Origin of the sequence: Actinacidiphila rubida (assembly GCF_900110255.1) — a bacterium.
Classification (GTDB): domain Bacteria; phylum Actinomycetota; class Actinomycetes; order Streptomycetales; family Streptomycetaceae; genus Actinacidiphila; species Actinacidiphila rubida.
In genome coordinates this window covers 139,463-164,546 of the sequence record NZ_FODD01000013.1, presented here as the reverse complement: position 1 = coordinate 164,546, position 25,084 = coordinate 139,463, and the positions used below count along the sequence as shown (strand labels likewise).

17 protein-coding genes are annotated in these 25,084 nt (G+C 74.0%); 8 read left to right on the top strand and 9 right to left on the bottom strand.

The window, feature by feature from the left end; translation table 11 throughout:
• The first annotated feature begins 45 nt into the window (after positions 1 to 45).
• Positions 46 to 1,203: an ROK family transcriptional regulator gene (locus BMW99_RS15130; RefSeq protein WP_069463872.1), complete on the top strand. Its 1,158-nt coding sequence runs from the start codon at positions 46 to 48 to the stop codon at positions 1,201 to 1,203.
• Positions 1,204 to 1,293: 90 nt separating this feature from the next.
• On the opposite strand, the gene BMW99_RS15125 is transcribed toward BMW99_RS15130, so the two are convergent.
• From BMW99_RS15125 to BMW99_RS15105, 7 genes are all read right to left on the bottom strand, one after another.
• Positions 1,294 to 2,466, bottom strand: a complete 1,173-nt coding sequence (locus BMW99_RS15125) for an ROK family transcriptional regulator (protein ID WP_141726161.1) — start codon at positions 2,464 to 2,466, stop codon at positions 1,294 to 1,296.
• Between the two features lie 213 nt (positions 2,467 to 2,679).
• Positions 2,680 to 3,507 (bottom strand): NAD(P)H-binding protein, encoded by an 828-nt coding sequence (locus tag BMW99_RS15120; RefSeq protein WP_069463870.1) that lies wholly within the window; start codon positions 3,505 to 3,507, stop codon positions 2,680 to 2,682.
• Positions 3,508 to 3,738: 231 nt separating this feature from the next.
• A complete protein-coding gene (locus BMW99_RS15115; RefSeq protein WP_079176062.1) occupies positions 3,739 to 7,722 on the bottom strand; it encodes a carboxypeptidase regulatory-like domain-containing protein in 3,984 nt (1,327 codons plus the stop codon).
• Between the two features lie 120 nt (positions 7,723 to 7,842).
• Complete coding sequence (locus BMW99_RS41320) at positions 7,843 to 7,998, bottom strand: hypothetical protein (protein ID WP_177226079.1); 156 nt, start codon at positions 7,996 to 7,998, stop codon at positions 7,843 to 7,845.
• Between the two features lie 177 nt (positions 7,999 to 8,175).
• On the bottom strand, positions 8,176 to 9,420 hold the full coding sequence (locus tag BMW99_RS39245; protein WP_079176061.1) for a helix-turn-helix transcriptional regulator: 1,245 nt from the start codon (positions 9,418 to 9,420) through the stop codon (positions 8,176 to 8,178).
• Entirely contained in the window at positions 9,338 to 11,152 is a 1,815-nt protein-coding gene (locus BMW99_RS39240; protein ID WP_177226078.1) for an ATP-binding protein, read from the bottom strand. Before BMW99_RS39240 ends, BMW99_RS39245 begins: the two co-directional genes overlap by 83 nt.
• Before the next feature lie 124 nt (positions 11,153 to 11,276).
• Positions 11,277 to 12,257: a hypothetical protein gene (locus BMW99_RS15105; protein ID WP_075016953.1), complete on the bottom strand. Its 981-nt coding sequence runs from the start codon at positions 12,255 to 12,257 to the stop codon at positions 11,277 to 11,279.
• Positions 12,258 to 12,379: 122 nt separating this feature from the next.
• On the opposite strand from BMW99_RS15105, the gene BMW99_RS15100 reads away from it, so the two are divergent.
• The 6 genes from BMW99_RS15100 (at position 12,380) to lpdA (ending at position 20,759) form a co-directional block, all read left to right on the top strand.
• Positions 12,380 to 13,576 carry a CapA family protein gene (locus BMW99_RS15100; protein ID WP_079138977.1) on the top strand — a complete coding sequence of 399 codons (1,197 nt, stop codon included), beginning with the start codon at positions 12,380 to 12,382 and terminating at the stop codon, positions 13,574 to 13,576.
• 253 nt (positions 13,577 to 13,829) lie between these two features.
• A complete protein-coding gene (locus BMW99_RS15095) occupies positions 13,830 to 16,103 on the top strand; it encodes a HAMP domain-containing protein (RefSeq protein ID WP_069466819.1) in 2,274 nt (757 codons plus the stop codon).
• Between the two features lies 1 nt (position 16,104).
• Positions 16,105 to 17,595, top strand: a complete 1,491-nt coding sequence (pgsB, locus tag BMW99_RS15090) for a poly-gamma-glutamate synthase PgsB (protein ID WP_107485370.1) — start codon at positions 16,105 to 16,107, stop codon at positions 17,593 to 17,595.
• The gene (locus BMW99_RS15085) at positions 17,592 to 18,074 is read left to right on the top strand and encodes a poly-gamma-glutamate biosynthesis protein PgsC/CapC (protein ID WP_075016952.1); all 483 of its coding nucleotides are present in this window, start codon (positions 17,592 to 17,594) and stop codon (positions 18,072 to 18,074) included. The genes pgsB and BMW99_RS15085 overlap by 4 nt, the downstream gene beginning before the upstream one ends.
• 23 nt (positions 18,075 to 18,097) lie before the next feature.
• On the top strand, positions 18,098 to 19,183 hold the full coding sequence (locus BMW99_RS15080) for a C40 family peptidase (protein WP_075016951.1): 1,086 nt from the start codon (positions 18,098 to 18,100) through the stop codon (positions 19,181 to 19,183).
• Between the two features lie 175 nt (positions 19,184 to 19,358).
• Positions 19,359 to 20,759, top strand: coding sequence for a dihydrolipoyl dehydrogenase (lpdA, locus tag BMW99_RS15075; protein WP_069463242.1), 1,401 nt, complete (start codon positions 19,359 to 19,361; stop codon positions 20,757 to 20,759).
• A gap of 41 nt (positions 20,760 to 20,800) precedes the next feature.
• Here lpdA and BMW99_RS15070 read toward each other — a convergent pair whose 3' ends face one another.
• Positions 20,801 to 22,261 (bottom strand): ATP-binding protein, encoded by a 1,461-nt coding sequence (locus BMW99_RS15070; RefSeq protein ID WP_069463243.1) that lies wholly within the window; start codon positions 22,259 to 22,261, stop codon positions 20,801 to 20,803.
• A 235-nt stretch (positions 22,262 to 22,496) separates the two neighbouring features.
• On the bottom strand, positions 22,497 to 24,038 hold the full coding sequence (locus tag BMW99_RS39235; RefSeq protein ID WP_079176059.1) for a right-handed parallel beta-helix repeat-containing protein: 1,542 nt from the start codon (positions 24,036 to 24,038) through the stop codon (positions 22,497 to 22,499).
• 377 nt (positions 24,039 to 24,415) lie between these two features.
• Here BMW99_RS39235 and BMW99_RS15055 point away from each other — a divergent pair, with 377 nt between their 5' ends.
• Positions 24,416 to 25,030, top strand: coding sequence for a TetR/AcrR family transcriptional regulator (locus BMW99_RS15055; protein ID WP_069463244.1), 615 nt, complete (start codon positions 24,416 to 24,418; stop codon positions 25,028 to 25,030).
• The last annotated feature ends 54 nt before the right edge of the window (positions 25,031 to 25,084 follow it).

Here is a 25,084-nt window from a genome sequence, read left to right as displayed (position 1 = left end):
GCCTATGATGGGCCGAAGTCTTGTTCTGGCCCCTATGCTCTGGGCATGGACGTGGCATCCGATCGCTCCTCGCCCCGCAACCGCACGCGGGAGGAGGTCTTCGGCGTCATCGAGCACCACGGCTCGGTGACGCGCGCCCGGCTGATCGAGGTCATGGGGCTGTCCCGCAGCACCGTGAACCACGCCGTCGCCCAGCTGATCGCGGCCGGCCGGGTGGCCGAGGAGGACGCGGGGGCCAAGGGGCCCGGCAGCGGCAGCGGCCGGCCGGCCGGAACGCTGCGGATCATTCCCCACGGAGCGCCGGCCGGCGCCCTGGACTTCGGCCACGCCCACATCAAGGCGGCCGTCATCGACGCCGAGGGGCGCATCCTGTCGCGGCGCCGGACCGCGCTGGACGTCGACCTCCAGGCCGAGCAGGCCCTCGACCTCGGCACCCGGATGCTGGACGAGCTGCGCAGGGAGGCCGGACTCGGCGACCTGGGCGCCGTCGTGGCCGGGATCCCCGGCCCCCTGGACGCCGCCACCGGCCTCGTGCGCTCGCCCACCATCCTGTCGAGCTGGGTCGGCCTCGACCCCCGCGCGGAACTCGGGCGCCGCCTCGGGACCACGGTCCACGTCGAGAACGACGCGGTGCTCGGCGCGCTCGGCGAACTGCGCGACGGCGCCGGCCGCGGTTTCCGGGACTTCCTGTACGTCAGGGCCTCCCACGGCATCGGCGCCGGCCTGGTCCTGGGCGGGGAGCCCTACCGCGGTTCGCTGGGCTTCGCCGGCGAGATCGGGCACACCCCGCTGCCGGGCCACACCGAACTGTGCCGCTGCGGAAACCGCGGCTGCCTGGAGGCCGTGGTGTCGGTGGCCTCGATCCGGGTGCAGTTCGACCACACCCATCCCCACGACCGGGGCGCCACGCTCCGCTACGACCGCGGCGGCGACCCGATCACCCAGCGGATCCTCGACGACGCGGGCCGCCTGCTCGGCGGCGTGCTCGCGGTGCTGTGCAACCTCCTCAACCCGGCCGCCCTCATCATCGGCGGCGAACTCGGTGCGAGCGACGGGCCGTTGCTGGACGGGGTCGCGGACACCGTGCAGCGTTACGCGCAGCCCGCGATCGCCGGGTCGCTGACCGTGCTGCCCGCCGGGCTCGGGGTCGACGCGGAACTCGTCGGCGCCGCCACCATGGCGGCGTCCCTCGCGCGGCGCTGACACGCCGTCCCCGGCGTGGTGCTGGCGGAGCGTCAGACGTCAGTGTCTCCAGGCGTCAAGGACTCCGGCATCCCCGCGTGGACGGGCGTCTCACATGCCGCCGTCCGCGGCCGGGTCGTAGGCCGCGGCCCCGGACGCCTGCGCGTCGGCGAGCCGGCCGCGCACCAGCCGCAGGTTCTGTATCTGCGCGGGCGGGCAGTGGCGGGCCAGCCCCGCCGCCAGCGTCGCCGCGAACGGCACGTGGGCCGGGCCGAGCCGCGCGTCGACCACGATCGCGTCCGGGGTGAGCACCGTGAGCGTCCCCGCCAGCGCCCGCGCCACCAGGTCCCCCAGCTCCCGGTAGTAGCCCAGCGCCCGCCGATCGCCGGCCGCCACCAGCGCGTCGGCCTCGCCCGGGGTCAGCGACCGCTCGTGCAGGGCGGACAGCGCGAGGTCGGCCTCCTTGTGGGTGACCTGCGTGGCCAGGCAGCCGTGGTTCCCGCAGCAGCACTCGGGGCCGTCCGGCACCACCTGGACATGGGCGACCTCTCCCGCGGCGCCGTCCGCGCCCGTGAACAGCCGCCCGTCGATGACGAGTCCCGCGCCGACGCCGTCCCGGACGACGAGGTGGATGCTGCTGCGCAGCCCCTCGGCGGCGCCGTACACGGCTTCGCCCAGGGCCGCGAGGTGCGCGTCGTTGACGAGGTGGACCGGTCCGGGGAAGGCCCGCAGCAGCAGGGTCCGGGCGATGTCCTCCCGGAAGGACGCGCGGCTCTCCGCCACCTCCGGCATCACCGGGAACGGCGCGGAGACGACGACGCGGCGCACCGCCGCCGGGCTCCGGCTCACCCGTTCGGGCGCCTGGCCGGGGTCCGGCTCCGGCTGCCGCCCCCGCCCCGCCGCCATGAGGCGGAGGATCTCCTCCTCCCAGCCGGGCTCGCCGGGCAGCGTCGTGGTGGTGCGGGTGACGGCCGGGCGGCTGCCGTTCGTCAGCGTCACCGCGGTCACCGCCCCGTCCAGCCGGACGAGCGCGACCGGGGCCAGCGCCGTGCTCAGCCGGTACGAGTACGCGGGCCGGCCGGGACCGGCCAGCCGCGGCGCGGGGACCACCGCCAGATCGCCGCGCGCCACCAGAGTGTTCACCAGCGAGGTGACCACCGTCCGCGACAGCCCCGTCTGCCCGGCGATCTCCGCCCGGTTGAGGGCCGTCGCCGGGTGGAAGCAGGCCAGCACGGCCGACTCCAGCAGCGCTGTCGACGTACGCGGTCCCCGCACGGCCGCCATCAGGTCCTCCTCGGGCGAGTTCTCTGCACCGGGGAACCGTACGACGCCCGTCGCGCCGACGCGGAGGGGGCCCGCGGCGGCGCCGCACCGCACCGGCGGGCGTTCCCCCTGGTCAGCGAGGCCGGCGAGGCCAACGAGGCCAGCGAGGCCGGTGGGGACGGCGACAGGAGTGTCAGCGGTTCGGCGGGCGCCGCCGCGGCCCGGCGTCCGGCGTCAGCGGGCCCGGAACGCGGCCACGTGGTCCCGCGCCCACCGCTCGAAGGTCCGCGGCGCCCGGCCGGTGACCTCCTCGACGGTCGGCAGCACCCGCGACTCGTCCAGCGAGCCGTCGACGTAGAAGTCGAAGAACGCGTCCACGTACGCGACCGGCATCGCGGCCTCCAGCTCCACCCGGGCCTCCGCGTCGCTGAGGCCCACGCAGCGCAGGTCCCGGCCCAGCACCCGGCCGAGCACGGCGACCTGCTCCTCGGGCAGCAGCGACTGCGGCCCCGACACGGCGTGGATCGCGCGGTCGTGCCCGTCGTCCAGGAGGGCACGCGCGGCGACGGCGGCGATGTCGTACGGGTCGACGGGCGCGGTCCGCACGGTGGGGAAGGGGACCCTGACCTCGTCGCCCTCGGCGAGCTGGGGCAGCCAGCGCAGGGCGTTGGACATGAAGGCACCGGAGCGCACGAACGTCCAGGACAGCCCCGACTCCCGGACCGCCCGCTCCGACTCGATCATGGAGCGCGCGACCGCGTTCGTGAGGTCCCCGCTCGCCGCGGAACCGCTGGACAGCAGTACCACGCGGCGCACCCCGGCCTCCACGGCCAGCGACATCGTCTCCGCCAGGCCCGCGTAACCGGGCAGCAGGAACACGCCCGTCACCCCGGCCAGCGCCCCGCGGAGGGTGCCGGGCCGGTCCAGGTCGCCCACGGCCGTCTCGGCGCCCGGGATCTCCCGGGGCGTGCGGACCAGCGCCCGCACGGGCGCTCCGGCCGCGGCGAGCGCCGCGACGAGTTCGGATCCCACGTTGCCGGTGGGTCCGGTCACCAGGTGCATGGCCGATCTCCGATCGCTGACGGTCCGTCACGCCCCAGGGTCTGCCGTCCGGATCTCCGCGGCGCCCACGGAGACCGACACGACAGACCCTAGCCGCCGCGGGGGCCGCGGACCGGGGTGGCGGCGGCCCGGCGGGTCCGTGCCGTCCGCCCGGGCGGCCCGGGTCCACGGCGCAGAGGACGGCGCCCCCACCGGCCAGGCCGGTGGGGGCGCCGCCGAACGTGCCGCCGGTCAGGGACGGGGATGCCGCGCCGTGACCGTGAACGTCACCTTGACGGGCGCGGTGACGTAGGGCGTGTCCGTCGTCAGGGACAGGACGCCGTCGTAGGTGCCCGGCGAGGCGACCGCGGAACCGTCGGCGGTGACGCGGATCGTGACCGAGTGACCCGGGGCCAGGTCGAAGCCCGTGCGGTTCTCCGACAGCCACGGCACCTGGTCGTCGCCGCACTGCCCGAAGCCCGGCAGGGTCTGCACCGGACGGCTGCCCTCGGGGAACGACAGCGGGCCCGGCGAGACCGCGCCGCCGACCTGGGTGAGGCCGCAACCGCTCGCACTGGTACGGAAGATCGGGTGGTCGGCGTTGGGCAGCGCCCGCCACGAGTCGCTCAGCGGGTCGTACTGCATGACCCGGTTGGTGGCGACGGCCATGCCCCCGTCGTCGCTGATGCCGCCGGCGATCTGCAACTGCCCGTTGCCGCCGTTGGCCGCCTCCGCCCACACGACATAGGGCACGTCGGCGCCCTTGGTCCAGGTGTTCGTACGCGGGTGGTAGACGTACGTGCCGGCGATCGCGTCGGCGTGTCCGTCCGCCTCGTTGAGCCCGCCGGCGCAGGCGATCGCGCCGTCGGTTCCCGCGCAACCGGTCCAGTGCACCGGCAGCGGGTAGTCCGCCACCTGCTGCCAGGAGTCGGTCGCCGGGGTGTACCGGTAGGTGTGGGAGCTGACCGTGTCACAGGCGTCCGGGCAGCCGCCGATCACGTACAGCCGCCCGTCCAGCACGGCGGTGCTCGCCGCGGCCAGCGGGGACGGCAGGTCGGCCGCCCGGGTCCAGGTGTCGCTCGCCGGGTGGTAGGCGTACACCGTGGACACCGGCACGGCGGACGTGCCCTGCAGCGCCCAGCCGCCGGCCACGTAGAGCGTGCCGTCGACGAACGCCGCCGCCGGGGACTCCAGCGGCACCGGGAGCGGCGCGATCGTCGACCACGCGCCCTTCGACGGGTCGTAGACGTACGAGTTCCTGACCCACTGCCCGCCGAGGATCTTGTCGACGCCGCCGACGGAGTACGTCCTGCCCTGGTACGTGGCGGACGCGTTGTCCATGACCTGCTCCGGGTACTCCGGCAGCTCCTGCCACACGGTCCCGGACGCCGAGGCCGGAGCCGCGGTGCGCGCCGAGGACGCGGCCCGGGGAGCCTTGGCGGAGGGCGCGGCGGCGGCCGGGGTGGCCGGGCCGTCGGGGAACGTGCCCTTCACCAGTTGCGTCGCGGGCCCGGCGGCGGTCGGCACGGTGGTGTCGCCGCCCGCGTGCTGCTCGTGGAGGTTCACGTGCAGTGGCGCGCCGCCGGTGTTCGTCACGGTGATCTCACGGGTGGCGCGGTGACCGGACTCCGCGCTGAGCGCGAGGTCGCCGCCGGAGACCGTGAGCCGGCCCGCGGCCAGCGCGGGCGCGTAGGTGCGGACCGTGTCAGCGGCGACCGTCGTCCTGGCCGTGGACGTCGCGTAGCGCGGCGCCGCGGTGGTGACGGTGTTCACGCCGGTGACCGGGGTGAACAGCCAGTAGAAGCCGTCGCCCAGCGCCGGGTCGTCCGGCGTGGCCAGGGAGGCGGTGACCGCGGAGCCGTCGGTGACGGTGGCGCCCACTACGGGCTTGTGGGTGTTGGCGTCGGTGACGGTGCCCTGGACGATGCCGCCGGGGCGCGTGCCGCAGGTGCCCACCGAGACGTCGTCGATCTCGAAGATGGTGACCCCGGAGCCGGAGTAGTGGAACCGGACGCGCACGTCCTTGTGGCCGAGGGCCCCGGTCAGGGGCACGGCGACGGCGCTGCCGCCGGAGTCGGCCTCCCCGGTGCGGAACACCGTGGTCCAGGTCGTGCCGCCGTCGACGCTGAACGCGACGTCCGCCTCGGAACCGGGCGCGTAGGCGAAGCCGTAGTTGAACCTCAGGTGGTCGTCGGTCTCGTGGGTCAGGTCCATGACCGGGGACAGCAGGTCGGCGTCCTCGGCGGCCCCGTTGTTGTCGTACGGGTCGGCGGTGGCGAAGTCACCGCTGCCGCCGGTGAGGTTCCACTGCTCGTGCGGGTCGCCGAACTCCCAGGCGTGGCCGGACGAGCCGTGGTCGACGGCGGTCCAGCCGTTCCTCGGGCCGGTCCAGCCCTCGAAGTCGGCCTGCGCCGGGTAGGCGTAGCCGGGGGCCACGCACCCGGTCCGCTCGACCTGGACGGGCAGGTCGGCGCGGACGTCCTGCGCGCCGAGCGAGACGGTGGCGGTGCGGGCGACGTAGCCGGGCTGGTCCGGTGTCACGTGCAGCGTGTAGTCGGCCTGTTCGGGCAGGTCGACGTGGTACTCGCCGGTCCTGGGGTCGCTGTGCAGGGCGCCGCCGGGATAGCCGTCGACGGTGATCCGCGCGTACAGCGGCCAGCCGTGCCCGGACGCGTCGGTGACCTTGCCGGACACGGTGCGGGTGGGCACCTTCCGCAGGGTCAGTTCGCCGGTGGCGGTGCCGCCGCCGGTCACGGTGAGGGTGGCGCCGGTGCCGTCGGCGTAGCCGTAGGCGGTCGCGCTCACGTCGTACGCCCCCGCGCCGACGGTGGCCTGGAAGGCGCCGGAGGCGTCGGTCGTGGCGTGGTAGCGCAGATCGTTGTCCTTGCCGGTGAGCAGCACGCTCGCGCCGTTCACGGGTGCGCCGGTGGTGTCGGTCACCCGGCCGCTCGCGGTGCCGTGCGCGCCCAGCGTGAGGGCGGCGACCCCGTCGGGCGAGCCGAGCCCGGTGGGTCCGTCCCACCCGGGCCCCGCGTCGCACAGCACGGTGCCGCAACTGCCCGCGCTGCCCTCGGTCACGTCGTTCAGGTGCTTGCCCTGGAAGGCGTACGGATACGTCACCGGGTAGGTGCCGGCGGCGGGTTCGCCCGCCAGCGCGTACATCGCGGCCACCAGCGGGGACGACAGGCTCGTGCCGCCGACCTGGAGCCAGCCGCGCGGGTCCAGCGAGTTGTACACCGCGAGGCCGCTGTTGGGGTCGGCCACCGCGGAGATGTCGGTGATGGCCCGGCGGGAGCACGCCGTGTCCAGGTCGACCTGGTAGGCGGGGCGCTGCTCGTAGGCCGAGCAGCCGCTGCCGCTGCCCGACCAGGCGCTCTCCTTCCAGCCGCGCGTGGTGTCCGCGGCCCGGGTCAGCAGCGTGCCGCCGACGGAGACCACGTCGGGGTCGGACGCGGGCCAGTTGACGACGTTGGCGCTGTCGCCGGCCGACGCCGTCACCACGACGCCGGGGTGGTCGTAGTCGCTGTCCGCGACCAGGGAGGCGTCCTCGCCGGGCAGGCCGTACGAGTTCGAGACGTACTTCGCGCCCAGCGCGACGGCCGTGCGGGTCGCCGCCCCCAGGTCCTCGACGGAGGCGGTGTCGCCCTCCACGAGCAGGATGTGGCAGGCCGGGCAGGCGGAGGAGACGGCGTCCAGGTCCAGGGCGGTCTCCAGCGACCAGCCCTGGTCGTCCGCCGGGTAGTCGACGCCGCCGCGCTGGTCGGTCTTGCGGAAGCAGCCGTTGTCGGTGGTGCAGGCGGGCAGCCCGAACTGGGAGCGGAACACGGCGAGATCGGCCTCCGCGGCGGCGTAGCCGCCGGCGTCGACGATCGCGACGGTGCGGCCCTGACCGCCGTCCGGCAGGCTGTAGGCCGCGCGGATGTCGTCCGGGGTGAGCGCGGTCGCCGCGGGGCCGGAGGCGTCGGCGCGCATCCGGGCGGTGCCGGTGCCCGTGCCGGTGCTCACGAGGGCGAAGCAGCGGGCGTTCTTCGCGCCGGTGGGCCGGGCGCAGTCGGCCGGCGCGTAGTCGGGCTGTCCCGCGCCTGCGGGCAGCGGCGGCTTCGCGGCGGAGGGCGCCGCCGCGGGGCGCGCCGCGGGGGAGGCCGCGGCGACGGTCGCCTGCGCGACGGCGAACAGGCCCAGGACGACGGCTATCAGCAGTGAGACAGGCGCGCGTACGCGCCCACGTCCGAACATGGGGAAGGGTCCCTTCCTTGAGGGGGACGGCCGGGGTACGGCCGGGGGGCGGGAACGGGGGCGGACGGCCGGAGGCCCTGTCAGGGCGCGGCCCGGAGCGGGCGGTGCGTCTTCACGTCCTCACAGCGGTTCGTAGCCGGACGCCGGCGCACCCGCGGCCGGCTCCTCGCCGGCCCGCTCCTCCGGCACGGCGCCGGGCCCCTGTTCGGGCCCCGACTCCGCGCCCTCGTCGCGGACTTCTCCGAGCGCCACGTCGGCGTCGTCTGAACCGGGCATCGGCGGCCTCTCCACGCGTGCGCCCCCCGACGGGGCGCGTCACCCGGCGAGTATCGCCGCGCCCGACCCCGCGGAACGATTGGTCAAATGACCTAAACCCCAGGTGACGCCCGAGCCACGCGAACCCGACGCCCACGTGGCCCCCTGGCGGGGGCGGGTCGGGGGGTCGTCGTGGGCCTACTCCAGGTTCAGGGCGGGCGGGTGGGTGAGGGAGATCGCGAGGGCCGTGCGGGTGGTCACGCCGCGCTTGCGCATCGCGGAGTTGAGCTGGGCGGCGACGGTCTTGGGGGAGCGCGAGAGGGCCTCGGCGATCTGGCGGTTCGTCAGGCCCTCGGCCACCAGACGGGCCACCTCGAGCTCGCGCGGCGACAGTTGGTCGCCGTAGCCGCGACCGCCGCCGGTGAGGGTCCGGCGCGCCCGCTGCTCGTCGTGGGACGCGCCGAGGGCGGCGTAACCGGCGATGACGGCCTCGGTCTCGCGGACCGCGGCCTGCCGGTTGCCGGCCGCGCGCAGGCACGCCGCCGCGCGCTCGCGGGCCCGCAGCGCCTCGTACGGGCGCGGCACCCGCCCCCATGCGGAGGCCGCGGCGAGCCAGTCGCGGGCCGCGGCCTCCGCGTCGTGACCGGCCTCGGTGAGCAGGGCCGTGCAGGCCAGGAGGGCGGCGTGCGGGGCGGGCGCCCGGCGTTCGCGTTCGGCGGCCGCGAACCGTTCCACGAGCGTGCGGGCTTCGGCCGTGCGCCCGGCCGCCAGCAGTGCCGCGACGTGCGGCGGCGCGACGTCCGTCGCCCACAGCCACAGGCCCTTGACGGTGACGAGCCGCATCGGCGCCGCGGTCAGGTCCAGCGCGGCCCGCGCGTCCCCGGCGGCCAGCCGCAGCGTGGCGAGTGCTGCCACCGGCTCCAGCCACAGGTCGACGATCCCGCGCCGCTCGCCCTCCGCGGCCACCTGCCGCAGGTCCGCCTCGACCTGCGGGTCGGGTCCGCGCACCGCGACGCGCAGCGCCGACGACACGAGGAGGGCGTCCAGCCGCAGCAGCGGCTCCTCGGGCACGTCCTGCCAGGCCGCGGCACGTTCGGCGAGGCCGTGCCAGGCGCCGCCGAGCAGGTCGAGGTGGACGAGGGTGACCAGCGCGGTGTCGCGCACCCGCACGTAGTCGTGCCGCTCGGCGAGTTCCACGGCGGCGGCCAGTCCCGACCCGGCATGCTCCGGACGGCCCCAGCGCATCCCCGCGTTGCCGATGTTCAGCGCGCCGCGCGCCACCTGCACGGCGACCCGCGGATGCAGGTGGCCGGCGGCCGCCAGGCGCATCAGCGCGGCGGCCCCTTCCCAGCCGGACTCCTCACCGAGGTCGAGCAGCGCCGTCGTCCGGTCGACGAACAGCGAGATCCGGTCGTGCTCCGGGAGCGACGACTCCTCGGCCATGCGGCGGGCGCGGTCCAGCCAGTGCAGGTGCGCCGCGGTCGTCCGGGACGGGCACGCCGAGCGCGGTCATCGCCCACGCGACGGCGAACGACGGTTCGCCGATCTCGGGGACGGCCTGTTCCAACTCGGCCGCCGCGGCCGCGTAGTCGCCCAGGTGGCGGAGCAAGCGGCCGAGCTGCCCGCGGACTTCGGCCCGGTCCCCAGGGGCCAGTTCCCCGGAGTCCAGCAACCCGCGCAGCCGGGCGAGGAGTTCCGAGCGCCGGGCGTCTCCGCTGAACGCCAGCAGCGGGAGCTTCGCCACCAGGGGGGCGACGGACGGCGCGGGCAGGGCCGGTTCCGCGATCAGGTCCAGGAGGAGGGCGGCGGCCCTGGCGTGGTCGCCGGAGGCGTTGGCGAGGTCCGCGGCCTGCTGGGCGTACCGGCTCCATCCGTCGATCTCGCCGGCCTGCCGCAGATGGTGGGCGAGCCGGCCGACCGGCCGCGGGTGCGTGCCCTCCAGAAGCGCGGCGGCGCGCCGGTGGACCGTCCTGCGGTCCTCCGGGCGCGCCTGGTCGTAGACCGCGCGGGCGGCCAGGCCGTGCCGGAAGGCGACACGCCCGGCGCCGTCCTCCACGAGCAGGCCGCTGCGCACGGCCTCGGCCACCGGCTCCCCGTCGCCCGCACCGCCGGCCTCGTGGCCGTCCGCGCCCGCGGTCCCGTGCCCACCCCGGGGTTCGCCGGGCGGCGGCTCCGCGAGCGCGGCGAGGTGCGCGGAAGGGGCCGGATCGGCCAGGACGGCGGCGGCCAGCAGCACCCGGCGCGCGGCCGGCCGGAGCCGGGCGGCCCGCTCGGTCACCGCGTCCCTGATCGTCGGCGGGACCGCGATCTCGTCGAGGGTGCGCCGCACCCACTCGCCGTCCCGCCGTACCAGGTCGGCCCGGTCGTGCATCAGCAGTACGCACTCCTCGAGCGCCAGCGGCACGCCCTCGGTGCGGTCGTGGAGGAACGCGGCGAACGCCGTCGAGACGTGCTCGTCCGCGAGCATCGACGAGACCAGGCGGCGGGTGTCCGCGACGGTGAGCGCGCCCAGCGCCACGCGGACGTGGCGGACGTCGGGCGACGGCCGGGACGACAGCCGCAGCAGCAGCGAGTCGGCTGGCACCTCGTCGGCCCGGTACGTCAGGACGAGGCTGACCGGATCCGGCCTGCGGGCCGCGAGGAACACCAGGAACTCCAGCGTCGCCTCGTCCGCCCAGTGCACGTCCTCGACGACCAGCAGGCCGATTCCGGCCCGGTCCAGCACCTCGGCGAGCGCCCGCATCAGGCGGTGCCGGGCGACCGAGGCGTCGGCCGGTGCCGGGGGCGGCGGCGGGAGTTCGTCCGACCACTCGGGGAGGACCGGGCGCAACGCCCCGGCAAGCGCGGACAGGCCGAGGCCCGCGGGACCGGGCACGGCCTGCCGCACGGCGTCGACGACCGGGCCCAGGGTGAGTGCCTCGCGGAACGGCGGGCACAGCGCGACCAGCGGGCGGGGTCCGCGGGGCACGGCGCGCGCCAGTGCCTCGCGGACCAGCCGGCTCTTGCCGATGCCGGCCTCGCCCTCGACCAGCACGAGCGCGGGAATCCGGGGGAGGGACGACAACGCGTCGGCGACGCGCCGCAGTTCGCGATCGCGCCCGACCAGCGCCGGTGTCCCGACGTCGTCACCGCCCGCGCGTCCCGGCTCCGCCGTCCCGTCCGCGCCGACCGTCACGCGCTCGCCTCCCGCCCGACCCCGTCCCGCCACCGACGCGCCATTGTCGACCGCGGCACGGTGGCCGCGCCAGCTCTCCCGGTCCTGGCCGGCGGACGGTGCCCGTCCCGGGGGCCGCGGGCCGTCACGCGCGGGCGGACGCCGAGGGGGAGGCGGGCGTGATGGTGCCCTGCCCGTACGCGGCGTCCCAGCGGGCCGTCACCGTGTCGATCGCCAGCACGGCCCGTGCGATGCGGCGGTCGCCGGACCGCACCGATCGGCTGAACTCGACGTGCAGGAAGGGGACGTGGAAGGCAGCGGCGACGCCGCTCTGCTCGTTGGTGCGGCCCTCCAGGGAGCAGTCGCGGGCCCACGAGCGGCACACGTCGAAGCCGTGGTCGGTGAGCGCGGCGGCCAGGGCGCGTGCCTCGGCGCGGGCGTCGTCGGCCTTGCCGGTGGACACGATGACGTCGGAGCCGGGCTGCGAGGAGTCGGCGAAGCCGTGCACCTGGATGCCGGGCAGGCGCCGGTGCACGAGTTCGGCGCACACCGCGTCGAACACCGTGTCCTGGCGGTGCGCGACGTCCGCCGCGTTGCCCTCGCCGGACCGGCGGTGGGCGCCGGCCAGCACCATGACGCCGCCGGGGGTGCCGCGCAGCACACCGACGCCCAGCTTCTCGCTGTCCTCGTCGGCGACCGGGTGCGGTACCTGGACCGACCAGTGGACCGGGGCGCTGAGGTCGACGTAGATCCGGCCCCAGCCGCGGTTGCCGGTGCCGCCCTCGTGCGAGTCGGCGATCTCGGCGAAGCGGCGGCCGCTGGCACTGTCGGTCAGCGTGCGCAGGACGAATCCGACCTCGGCGAGCCGGTCGCGGGCCGCCTGCTCCCGGTGGTCGAGGAGCAGGCCGACGCCGCCGGCGACGGTCGCCCGCTCGGCCTCGGTGGGCGGCCGGTACCCGCCGTCCCGGCCGAAGGAGGCAGTGAAGTCCGTCACGCGGTGCTCGAGGTCGATGCGGGCCGCCGCCGTTCCGCTCGTGGCCGCTCGACCGTCTGCCGAGCGGGCTCCGGCGGTTCCGGTGCCGCTCCGGAAGACGGTCAGAAAAAGTCCGCCGATCAGCACAACCATCGCCGTTGCCACAATCGTTATGCGTTTCAGGGAACCCGATTCCATAAAACGTTGATAATACCCCGGTGAAGAGAACGTCAAACGGCCCGTTGCGTGTCCTGGGCTCGACATTGCTGGTTCTGATGCTGCTGGGCGGCATCGCCGGCTGTACCGGGAAGACGTCGGGGGGTGCCGCGGGCAAGGGTGCCGCGGGCCAGGACGGTCCCACCTTCACCGTCGCCGCGGCCGGCGACATCCTGATCCACCCGCAGCTCACCGAGCAGGCCATGACGGACGCCGAGCGCGACCACGTCAAGGGCCCGTACTTCGGCGACATCATGGCCGGCGTCAAGCCGGTGATCAGCAAGGCCGACCTGGCGATCTGCCACCTGGAGCCGGTGCTCGGCACCCAGGGCGGCCCGTGGTCGTCGTACCCGAACTTCCTGGTGCCGCCGCAGATCGCCACCACGATCAAGGACATCGGCTACGACACCTGCTCCACCAACTCCAACCACTCCCTCGACGACGGCTACGCCGGCGTCAAGCGGACCCTGGACACCCTGGACAAGGTGGGCCTGAAGCACACCGGGTCGGCCCGGACGAAGAAGGAGCACGACACCCCGAACATCATCGACGTGAAGGGCGTCAAGGTCGCGCAGATCTCCTTCGCCTTCGGCTACAACGCCCACGAGGTGCCCAAGGACAAGCCGTGGCTGGTCAACAAGACCAGCCTGACGGCCATCAAGGCGGCCGAGAAGCGGGCCCGCGCCGCGGGCGCCGAAGTGGTGATCCTCAGCATCCACTGGGGCCGCGAGGACTGGCCCAACCCCAGCAAGTCGCAGCTGGAGCTGGGACGTCAGATCGCCACCCAGACCCACATCAACCTGGTCATCGGCCACCACGCGCACGTCGTGCAGCCGATGGAGAAGGTCAACGGCACCTGGATCGCCTACGGCCTGGGCAACCAGGTCGCCCGCCACGACGTGCCCATCGGGCTCACCGAGGAGGGCGTGATCGGCTGGTTCACCTTCTCCAAGCACGACGGGAAGTGGGACGTGAAGGCGCAGTACGTGCCGACGTTCGTGGACCTCCCGCCGGAGCAGGACATCGGCGGCCAGGACCCGGACGGCACCGCCACGCCGGGCACGGCCGTGCAGCCGGTCCGCGACCACCGCCTGGTCGACATCGCCCGCGCCCTGCGCGACGACGAGACCCGGCACACGCTGACCGAGCAGCAGCGGGCCCGCTACCGGCTGGCCTTCGAGCGGACCCGCGGCACCCTGCTCAACCGGGGCGGCGCGAAGGACGGGTTGACGCCGCTGCTCGACCTGCCGGACTGACCCGGGGCGCGGGTCCGCTCCGCGAGGGCCCGGTCCGCACGGACCGCGGCCCTCCGCCGCGGCGCGCACGGGAGGGACCCCGCACGCGCCTCCGCACCGCTCAGCACATCGCACCGCTCAGCACATCGCACCGAGCGGGGCGCCCGCACGTGGCGCCCCGCGGCAGCCGCATCACCGCATCACCATGGGGAGGGACGCTCCGTTGGCCGTCTGGCAGACAGCACGGGGTCACAAAGCACGTCGCAGGGCGGACATGTCGCTGATCGGCGGCATCCGGCCGCCGATCGCCGCGCTGGCCGCGGCACTGCTCGCGCTCGCCGGGGTCACCGCGCTGACCATCGGGCAGATCCACAGCACGGGACAGCCGAAGGCGGTGCTGACCTCGCAGCAGCACTTCGCCGAGGACGGCGCGATCGCGCTGCGGGCCTCGCTCGACGAGAGCGTCACCGACCTCACCAGGACCGCGGCCCTTTTCAACGCCGGCCAGCCGGCGCCCGCCGACGCGGTGCTGGACAAGATCGGCAGCGTCTACCAGAAGTGGCTCGGCACGGCCGTCATCGAGATCAACTCGGGCAAACTCCTCGCCGCCCGCGGCGAGAACATGCCGCTGACCGCCATCGACCGGTCCAAGCTGTCCGACGAGGACGGCCTCAGCCCGCGCATGATCAAGCTCAGCAACGGCGAGACCCGCCTGCTGACGTTCGCGCTGCTGTCCTGGCCCGGAAAGCCGCAGGAGCTGCTGATCGCCTCCAGCAGTCTGAAGTTCCCGGGCATCAGCCTCGGCGACTTCCGGGCGATCGCGGTGCTCGACGCCGAGGGCGACGTCCTGTCCACCGACGGCATCCCCGCCCCCGAGCAGGTCCTGACCGCCGACGAGCGCGAAGGCGTCAAGCGGTCCAACGCGCAGATGGCCTCGTTCGCCAAGGTCGTCGCCCAGCGCACCAACCGCGACCCGCTCACCACCAGGGAGCCCGGAGAGGGCGGCTTCCTCGGCATCAGCGGGAGCCTGACGGGCAGCATGTACCAGGGCGACCGGTCCGTCGCCGGCTACGCCACGCTCGCCTCGCCGCAGCCCGGCGAGAGCACCACGGCCACCGGCCTGCGGCTGTCCGTGCTCGCCATGGTCAGCGTCGCCGAGGACCCCACCCGCAGCAGCCACCCGCTGTTCGGCCTGCTCGCCGCCGGCGCCCTGCTGATCCTCGGCGCCCTGGCGATCGCGGTGCTGCTCGGCGTCGTCCAGCGGCCGCTGCTCGGCCTGTTCCTGGAGAGCCGCCGGCTGCACCGGGGCGACCTGGCCCGGCCGGTGAACCTGCCCGCGTACGGCGAGACCGCCCGGATCGGCCGCGCGCTGGAACGCCTGCGCCGCCAGCTGCGCGACGAGGCACCGCGGGAGCGGACGGGGATGTGGGCGGCGCAGGCCCAGCCCGCCGAACCCGACACGGAGCTGCCCGCGCCCCGGCTGCGCCGGTTCGGCACCCGCAGCGTCGTCGCGGTCGTGGCGGTTCTGCTGCTGGCCTGGTCGGCGCCGCTGATGCTGCTGTTCAACCGCGCCGACTCGACGGTGATCATCCCGCAGCAGGTCGTCAACGACCAGCGCGAGCGGACCGACACCCTCACCGACCGGGTGCGCCGGGCCCTCAACGAGGGACAGGCCGACCTGGCGTCGGTGGCCTCGCTGATCGGCAACACCACGCCCGAGGACCAGATGGAGAAGGTCCTGGACCGCACCATGGGCGACCACCTGCGCTACAAGTCGCTGTACGTGCTGGCCGGTTCCGGCGAACAGGCCCGCGTGCTGGCACGCTCCGGCGACCGGCCGCGGGATCTGGAGGAGCAGAAGCCGCGCAATCTGGAAGTGCAGGTCGTCAACGACTCCGGGCGGGAGCCGGTGATCGCCGGCTACGCCGAGATCCCCGGGCGCGGCGGCGCCATGGTGGTCGGCGAGTTCCGCATCGAGTTCCTCAACTCCCTGCTCAAGCGCCCCGGTCTGGGCGCGGTCCGGGTCGTCGACGCGGACCGCCGGGTGATCGCCGGCAACTCCGGCTACCGCGCCTTCGCGAAGCTGCCCTCGGACCGGCTCGACGGGCTGGTCGAGGCGTCCGCGATGAAGGTCGGCGTCAGCGCCCACGCGGGCAGCGTCGTCTACCGGCACCACGGTGCGGCGCAGATCGCCGCCGCGGCGCCGTTCGTCGGCGGCGGCGCCGCCAAGGCACTGGGCTGGTCGGTGGTCAGCTGGCAGCCCGCCGCCGGGCTCGACATCCCGGAGTACCGGCTGCAGCACCGCATCACGCTGGCCGGTCTGCTGGGCCTGACGCTGGCGGCCGCCTGCCTGGGCTGGCTGCACATCGTGGTGGTGCGCCCGCTGCGCGGGCTGGCCGAGCAGGCCGAGGCGCTCGCCGACGGCGACCGCCGGACGGTGCTCTACCCGCGCCACCACGACGAGGTCGGCGCGGTCACCCGCAGCCTCGAACTGATCCGGCAACGGCTCCAGGACCAGCGCAGGACGACTGCCGCCGGAAGGAACTGACATGCTCTTCCTGTACTCGGTGCTGGTCGTGGCCTGCACCGTGCTGCTCGTCGCCGGCGTCGTGGAACAGCGGCGGCACAACGCGAACCTGGCGCAGATCCCGGTGCGCGTGCTCGTCAACGGCATCCGCGGCAAGTCCTCGATCACCCGGCTGTGCGCCGGCGCGCTGCGCGGCGGCCGGCTGGTGACCGTCGCCAAGACCACCGGCACCGCGGCCCGGTTCATCCACCCGGACGCCACCGAGGAGCCGGTCTACCGCAAGTTCGGCATCGCCAACGTGGTCGAGCAGATCGGCATCGTGCGGCGGGCCGCCTCCTACCGGCCGCACGCGATGGTCATCGAGTGCATGGCCGTGATGCCGGCACTGCAGGAGATCAACCAGAGCAAGCTCATCAAGTCGACCATCGGCGTGCTGTGCAACGTCCGCGAGGACCATCTCGCCGAGATGGGCCCGACCCTCGACGACGTGGCGCGCTCGCTGTCCCGGTCGATGCCGATCGGCGGGGTCTGCGTGACCGCGGAACGCGAGCGGTACGACATCCTCGCCGAGGAGGCCGCCGCCCGGAACTGCGAACTGATCTACGCCGACCCCGAGTCGGTCAGCGACGAGGAGCTGCGCGGCTTCAGCTGGTTCACCTTCAAGGAGAACGTCGCGATCGCGCTGAAGGTCGCCGAACTCCTCGGCGTGGACCGGCAGACCGCGCTGCGCGGCATGTACGACGCGCCGCCGGACCCGGGCGTGCTGTCCGTCGAGCGCTACCAGACGCCCGACGGCAAGCGGCTGCGGTTCGCCAACGTCTTCGCGGCCAACGACCCCGAGTCGACGCTGATGAACATCGAGCAGCTGCTCGACCTCGGCGCGGTGCACCGGCCGCTGAACGTGCTGATCAACTGCCGCCCGGACCGTGTCGAGCGGAACGGCCAGATGGGCGAGATCGTGCCGCGGCTCGCCCCCGACCAGGTGTTCGTGATCGGCCACCCCGCCAAGAGCGCGATCGACGCGATCCCGGCGGAGTGGCGCGACCGCGCGGTCGACCTCGGCGGCGACCGGCGCGACCCGGACGGCCTGCTGACCGAGGTGCTGGACCGGCTCGGCCCGGACTCCTCGCTGGTCGCGATCGGCAACATCCACGGCCGCGGCGAACTGCTGCTGGAGCGGATCGCCGAACTCGCCCCGGACGAGGAGGGCGCGAAGGAGGCGCGGGCGGCCGACGACCCGACGGCCGCCTGGGCGCACACCGCCCGGCCCGCGTACACCACGCTCCCCGCCCAGCCCGCCCCGGTCGCGGACGACGACACGACCCGCATCCCGGTCGTCCCGGACGTCTACCGCCCGGTCCCCGAGGACGACTGGCCGGAGCCCGGCCAGCCCCTCCCGCGCTGGACCGACCGGCACGCCGCGAGCCCGCACCCCCCGAACCAGCACGCCGCGGACCCCTACGCCGCGGACCCGCACCCGACGACATGGCAGACCCCAGGAGACAACCGATGATCCCCGACGCCCTCACCCCGGAGATCGCCGCGATCGGCATCGCCCTGGGCCTGCTCGCCTCCCTGGTCTGCTACCTGACCACCAACCTGTCGCCCGGCGGCATGATCACGCCCGGCTGGCTCGCCCTGACCCTCGTCGAGGACCTGCAGCGCGCGTCGATGGTGGTCGGCGTGACCGTGCTGACGTACCTGCTGACGGTCGTCGTGCAGAAGTACGTGATCCTCTACGGCAAGCGCCTGTTCGCGGCGGTCGTGCTGATCGGCGTGGTCCTCCAGGCCACCCTGATCATCGTGCTGCAGCGCGAGTACCCGCTGATGTACACCAACCAGACCCTCGGCTTCATCGTGCCGGGACTGATCGCCTACCAGCTGGTGCGCCAGCCCAAGGGCCCGACGCTGCTCGCCACCGGTTCGGCGACGCTCACCACCTATGTCGTGCTGACCGCCGGCATCCTGCTCGGCGTCATGCCGTCCGCCTGACCGTACGACTGGAGCTGATCCCCATGCCCACGAGCACTCCGGCCGGTCGCGGCCGCAAGATCGTCAACGTCGTCGCCGTCAGCGCGCTGCTCGCCGCGAGCGGCTACCTGACGGTGGCCCTGCGCAAGGACGAGCAGTCCAAGGCACCGGTCGTGCAGGCCGTCACCGACAAGCCGGCGCTGTCCTCGTCGTCCGTCGCGGCGCCGGGCGCCCAGACCTGGGAGCGGCTGACCGGCCCCGACCGGTCGGTGCTGCGCGACTCCAAGGGGCAGGTGCTGGGCACCTTCACCGACGGCGCCCGCACCGCGACCCTGACCGGCCCCAGCCGGACCTTCGCCGAGCCCGCCAACACCAAGTCCCGCGTCGTGACGGAGAACTGGGTGCGGCTGATGCCGCAGCAGTGGAAGGCGGGCGCCGAGACGAGCGCCTGGTTCAAGGACTGGTTCAAGAAGTACTTCGGCAGCGAGGAGGACGACCTCTTCGCCTGGGCGTTCCAGTACGTCGAGGGCGCGCCGGTGAAGAAGGACGCGCAGGGCATCCCGTACGCCGGCGACGCCAAGTTCGGGCCGATCAACCCCGGCGGCAGCATCGGCAACGATCTGCGCAAGGAGCAGTCGGACTTCTACGACTACCTCGGCATCCCGTACACCTTCCGCAACGGCACGACGATGAAGCCGGAGCGTGAGCGCTACCGGTCCATCGACTGCTCGGGCTTCGTGCGGACCGTCTTCGGCTTCCGCGGCCGCTACCCGCTGGCGCCCTCCGACTCCTCCGGCGACGGCCTGCCGCGCACCGCCAACGGCATCGCCCGCTCCAAGGAGGGCGTCACCGTCATCCCGCTGCAGGGCCCCGCGCCCTGGTACACCCGGCCCACCGCGATCGACGTGCTGCAGCCCGGCGACCTGGTGATCTTCAAGCTGGACGCGCGGACGCACAACCGCCTGGACCACATCGGCATCTACCTGGGCAACGACACCGACGGCCACAAGATCTTCATCTCCAGCCGGGAGGAGGTCGACGGCCCGACGATCGGCGACAAGGGCGGGACCTCGCGGCTCGACGGCAACGGCTACTACGCCAACTACTTCAGGACCGCGCGGCGCCTCTGACCCGGGAGCGGCCGGCTCCCCGGACCGGCCCCGCGGCGCGGCGTGAGAACCCGGTGCCGGGACGGTCCGATCGGCGGGCGGACCGCCGGAACCCCGGTTACGCTGCCCTGAGGCCGCGGTGGCCGCCGACCAGCGCCCGCCGGCGGTCCCGCGCGCGAGGCCGCGAGGAGGAGCGATGGACACCGACTTCGACGTCGTCGTCCTGGGAGCCGGGCCCGGCGGCTACGTGGCGGCGATCCGCGCGGCGCAGCTGGGCCTGCGCACCGCCGTCGTGGAGGGCCGGTTCTGGGGCGGCGTGTGCCTGAACATCGGCTGCATCCCGGCGAAGGCCCTGCTGCGCAACGCCGAGGTCGCCCAGCTGGTCCTGAACGACGCCGAGAAGTTCGGCATCAGGATCAACGGCGAGGTGGGCCTGGACTACCGGGTCGCCTACGAGCGCAGCCGGGTGGTCGCCGACGGGCGCGCCAAGGGCGTCGGCTACCTCATGCGCAAGAACTCCATCGCGCAGTTCGACGGGATGGGGATCTTCCTCGACCCGCACACCCTGCAGGTGCGGATGCAGGACGGCACCGAGACACGCCTGTCGTTCAGCTCGTGCATCATCGCCACCGGCGCGACCGTGAAGCTCCTGCCCGGCACGGCCCTCGGCCCGCGGGTCGTCACCTACGAGGAGCTGATCCTCTCCGACACCCTGCCGTCCAGCCTGGTCATCGCCGGCGCCGGGGCCATCGGCGTGGAGTTCGCCTACCTGCTGCGCTCCTACGGGGTGGAGGTCACGCTCGTCGAGTTCCTCGACCGGGTCGCGCCGCTGGAGGACGAGGAGGTCTCCGCGGAACTCGCCAAGCGGTTCCGGCGGCAGGGTGTCCAGGTGCTCACCTCGACCGCCGTGCAGTCCATCGAGGAGAGCGCGGACGGCGTGCGGGTCGCCGTCAGGCACGGCGACCAGGAGCAGATCCTCGAAGCGGACATGGTCCTGCAGGCCATCGGCTTCCAGCCGCGGACCGGCGGCTACGGCCTGTCCGCCGCGGGCGTGCGGCTCACCGAGCGCGGCGCCATCGACGTGGACGGGCACTGCCGCACCAGCCAGCCCCACATCTACGCGATCGGCGACGTCACGGCGAAGCTGATGCTCGCCCACGCGGCCGAGGCCATGGGCGTCGTCGCGGCCGAGACCATCGCCGGCGCGGAGACCATGGAGCTGGACTACCGGATGATCCCGCGGGCCACGTTCTGCCAGCCGCAGATCGCCAGCTTCGGCTGGACCGAGGCCGAGGCGCGCGCCGAGGGATTCGACGTCCGGGTGGCGAAGTTCCCCTTCACGGCCAACGCGAAGGCGCACGGCTTCGGGGACACGGTCGGGTTCGTGAAGCTGGTGAGCGACGCCCGGTACGGGGAGCTGCTGGGCGGGCACCTGATCGGACCCGACGTGACCGAACTCCTCCCCGAGCTGACCCTCGCCCAGAAGTGGGACCTGACGGTGACCGAGCTCGTCAGGAACGTCCACGCCCACCCGACGCTGAGCGAGTCGGTCCAGGAGGCGCTGCACGGGCTCGCCGGCCACATGATCAACTTCTGAGCGGTGGCCGCGGGTGGCGCGCGCCGCGCGCCCGGCGCCTGCTAAGGCGAGTCGCCGGGGCCCGGCGTGCGCGCGGGGTCGATCGGGAGGCGGACCTGGAAACGGGTGTCACCCGGTCCGCTGGAGTGCACGCGCAGGTCGCCGCCGTGGCGGTAGACCACGATGCGCCAGCAGATGTCCAGGCCCAGCCCGGTGCCCTCGCCGACCGGCTTGGTGGTGAAGAACGGGTCGAAGACGCGGTCCCGCACGTCGTCCGGCACGCCCGGGCCGGTGTCGCGGAACTCCACGACCGCCAGCCCGCGCTCCCGCGTCGTGCGCACCGTCAGGGTGCCGCCGGCCCCCGTGCTGCGCATGGCCCAGGAGGCGTTGTCGATCAGGTTCGTCCACACCTGGTTGAGCTCCGCCGGATACCCGGGGAGGTTCGGCAGCGAGCGGTCGTAGTCGCGCACCACCGTGATGTCCGGGCCGATCTTCGCCTTCATCAGCAGCAGGGTGCTGTCCAGCAGCTCGTGGACGTCGGCCTCCTGGTACGGCGCCCGGTCCAGCTGCGTGTACTGCTTGGCCGCGGCGACGAGCCCGGAGACGCGGCCGACGGCGTCCTCGATCTCGCCCAGCAGCAGCTCGGCCTCGACCGTGCAGGTCAGCCACTTCAGCGTGCGGCCGAGCATGTCGGCGGGAAGCGAATCGGCGATCCGCTGCAGCCAGCCGACATCCAGGCCCGCCTGGACGAGGACGGGCGCGAGTTCCCAGGCGTCGTCGACGTCGTGCGCCTCCAGCCAGTCGCCCATCTCGTCCTCGCGGTCCGCGGCCTGCAACGGGCCGGCGGACGCACGCTGCCCGATCAGGCCGACCGTCATGTCCTGCAGGTCGCCGAGGTGGGCCAGGTCCGCACCCGGGTGCGGCTCGGCGGCCAGGACGCCGAACGCCCGGCGCACCCGGGCGACCCGGTCGCGCAGCGAGGCGGCGGCGCTCACGGCCGCACCCGCGGGGTTGTTCAGCTCGTGGGTGAGACCCGCCGTCACCGACCCCAGGGCGAGCAGCCGCTCGCGCTGGCCGAGCACCTCCTGCGTCCGCTTCATCCCGAAGAACAGGCCCTCCAGCAGGTGGACCGCCATCGGGAACCAGTCACGCATGATCCGCGCGAAGGCCGCCGCCGGCAGCACGAAGAACCGCGACCGCTCGGTCACCCGCATCGTGTTGGTGTAGACCTGGGGCACCTGGTCGCCGAGGTAGGCCTGGAAGGCGCCGGCGTAGACCCCGCGCTCGGAGGAGTGGACGACGTCCACCTCCTGGCCGCTGACACGGCGGGAGAGGACCACCGTCCCCTGGAACAGCACGTAGAAGGCCTCGGCCCGGTCGTCCTCCCGGTAGACCGTCCCCGCGTCGAACCACTCCACCCGCCCGTCACGGCACAGCTCGTCGAGCTGGTCGTCGCTCAGGTGCTCGAACAGGAACAGCGTCCGCAGTTCCTCCGTGCCGCATCCCTCCGGCCCGGCGCTCACGGGCGGCCCTGGCAGACGGTCGGCGCGGCGTCGGCGGCCTCTGTCATGGTTGCGCACCATCCGTGACTGTCGCAGGGGCTGGGGGAAGCGGGCAGCCCGGCACGAGCTGCCCTCCCAGTCTGCGTGCCCGAGCCCGCCGAACGGCGCCGCGGCGGCATGACGGCTCGTCGTGTCGGCCGGTGAGCAGGGTGATCACGCGCTTTGGCGCCGCAGGGGCGCCGCGCGTCCGGGTGCGTCAGTGGCCGGCTGTTCCCGTGCTCCACAGCGGACTGCCGGAGGACGTGTAGACGACGACGTTGCCGTCGTTCTGGACGCTCAGCCAGGCACCCGGGTTGTTCGGGGTGCCGCTGCTCCACACGCCGGCGGCGGTCGTGTCGTACAGGACGACGTTGCCGTCGCCCTGGAGCAGGGCCTCCGCCGTGCCGCGGCCGGTGGTGCCGGACGACCACAGGGTGGCGGTGCCCTGGCGGAGCACCAGGTTGCCGTCGCCCTGCAGGTTCAGGGTGAAGCGGCCGTCGCACGAGGTCAGCGTCTGGCCGGGGTAGAGGCCCTGGTGGGCATCCAGGCGTCCGCACGAGGTGGACGGCGTGGCCTCCTTGAGGATGCCGGGTTCGGACACGCCCAGCAGGTACTCCAGGTGCTGGCCGCCGGCGAACTCGCTCTGCAGCGTGCTGGCGGCCGCCGACTGGTACTGGAAAGTGCCCGGTTGAGAGGTCGCGCCCCCGCAGGCGCCCGCCGTGACGCCGACGTGGCGGGCCGTGTCGGTGTTGCCGGTCACCGTCCAGCCGCTGACCCCGTTGACCGCGTACCCGTAGCCGACGTTCTCGCCCTGGACCGTGTTCCCGGTCACCGTGGCGCCGTAGTTGGTCCCGGTGCCGCAGCCCCAGACCTGCGGGCCCATGGCGATGGCCACCTTGATGAACGCGCTCTTGCCGTCGATGACGTTGTTCCGGACCACGGTGCCGGTGTAGTTCCCGTTCATCGGTGCGTAGTCGACCATGTTGATGGCGCCCAGTTCGGTCTGGGTCAGCGCGGTGACGGTGTTGTTCTCGACGACGGACCCCGGCGCGCCGAAGATGACGATGCCGCCGTCGGTGGCGTCCTCCACGGTGTTGCCGGACACCTCGCTGTGCCCGCAGGCCAGCGAGATGCCGTCGGCCCAGGTGCCGCTCGGCGAGCCGGTACCGGCCTGCGCGATGCGGTTGTCGAGGATCTTCGCGTTCTGGCACGCCGGCGTCGAGTCGGTGACCGTGCCCTCCGTCATGTGGAGCGTCGACCAGCCGCGGGTCTGGTACGCGTTGACGTTCCGGACGGTCTCGCCGCTGCCCGCGCCGCCCATCTCCATCAGGGCGCCGCCGCCGTCGATGCGGCCCAGCGCCACCCGGTTGCCGTTGATCTGGACGTTCTCCACGACCACGCCCGACTGGCCGTTGCCCTGGATCGCGGTGGACTGAGCCGCGCCCGTCACCACGAGGGTGGCGCGACCGGAGCCGGTCGGCAGGCCCTGGGTCGAGATCGTCTGGTCGGGGGCGGTGAACCCGATCGGCGCCGTCAGGCTGAACGTGGCCCCGGGGCACAACACCGCCTGCGCGCCCTGGCCCTGGAGCGCGGCGGTGATCCCGGCGACGTCCCCGGACCCGATGCAGGCGGCGGCCTCTTGCGGGGTGGCGGCACTGCCGACGCCCGCACCAGCGACGCCGGGGACCGCCAACGCCAGGCAGAACGCGCTCAGATGCGCCGTACGCGTCCGCCGTCGGCGACGGGGGCTGCTGGTCATGGTGACTCCTTCGTGGGGGGTGGGGGAGTGCCGCACGCTCAGCCGGTGACGCGGTCGAACTCCGCGCCGGAGGGGGTGACATGGGCAGGCGCGGACCTGAGAGCACCAGGACCGTAAACGTTGCCGTGGGGACGGTCAAGGGTTTCGGCACGCCAGACATCCGAGGTGTGGGTCGCCCCGATCCACCCCTGTTACGGGTGTTCGCTCGTCAGGTCTGGAGGGCGGTGGAGTCATCCGATCAACCCGGCTCCGATCCACCCGGCGTCGATCAACACGGCTCCGATCCACCCGGCACCGTCCCGCCGGGCCGCCATCAGTTCAGATCACTCACTGCCTAATGAATACCTGCCACTGCGATCCCTGGATACGATGAGGGCGTGACCTCCAAGCGCACCTACGACTCGCCCCTGCGGAGGGAGTCCGCCGCCCGTACCCGCGAGCTGATCCTGGAAGCGGCCATCGCGCTGTTCGCCGCGCGTGGCTACGGGCGGGTGACCGTCGCCGACGTCGCCGCCGAGGCCGGGGTGGCGGTGAAGACGGTGTTCGCCAGCGTGGGCAGCAAGTCCGACATCCTGGACCGGATCGTCGACCGGGCCGTGGCGGAGTCCGGTCACACGGAGGCCGTCCGCACGCTGCTGGGCCTGGAGGATCCGGCGGTGATCCTGCGCGGGCTCGCCCGCGGCACCCGCCTGGGCAACGAGCGGCAGTTCGGCGTCCACGAGGCCATTCGCAAGGCACTGCCCGTCCACGAGAACGGCGAGGCGCTGTGGCGGCGCGCGACCGCCGCGTACGCCGAGGCGCTGGAGAGGGTCGCACGCCACCTCCACCAGGTGTCGGGCGGCGCCGGCCCGTTCACCGCCGAGCAGACCGGGGACCTGCTGTGGTTCTGGTTCGGCCCCGAGGGCTGGCGCTCCCTCGTCGTCGACCGCGGCTGGTCGTGGGACCAGGCCGAGGCCGCGCTCGCGGCCACCGCCGTGGCCGCGCTGACCTGAGTCGGGGCGCGGTACGGCAGCGCGCGGCCGCCGTCACCGTCCGTGAGCCCCGGT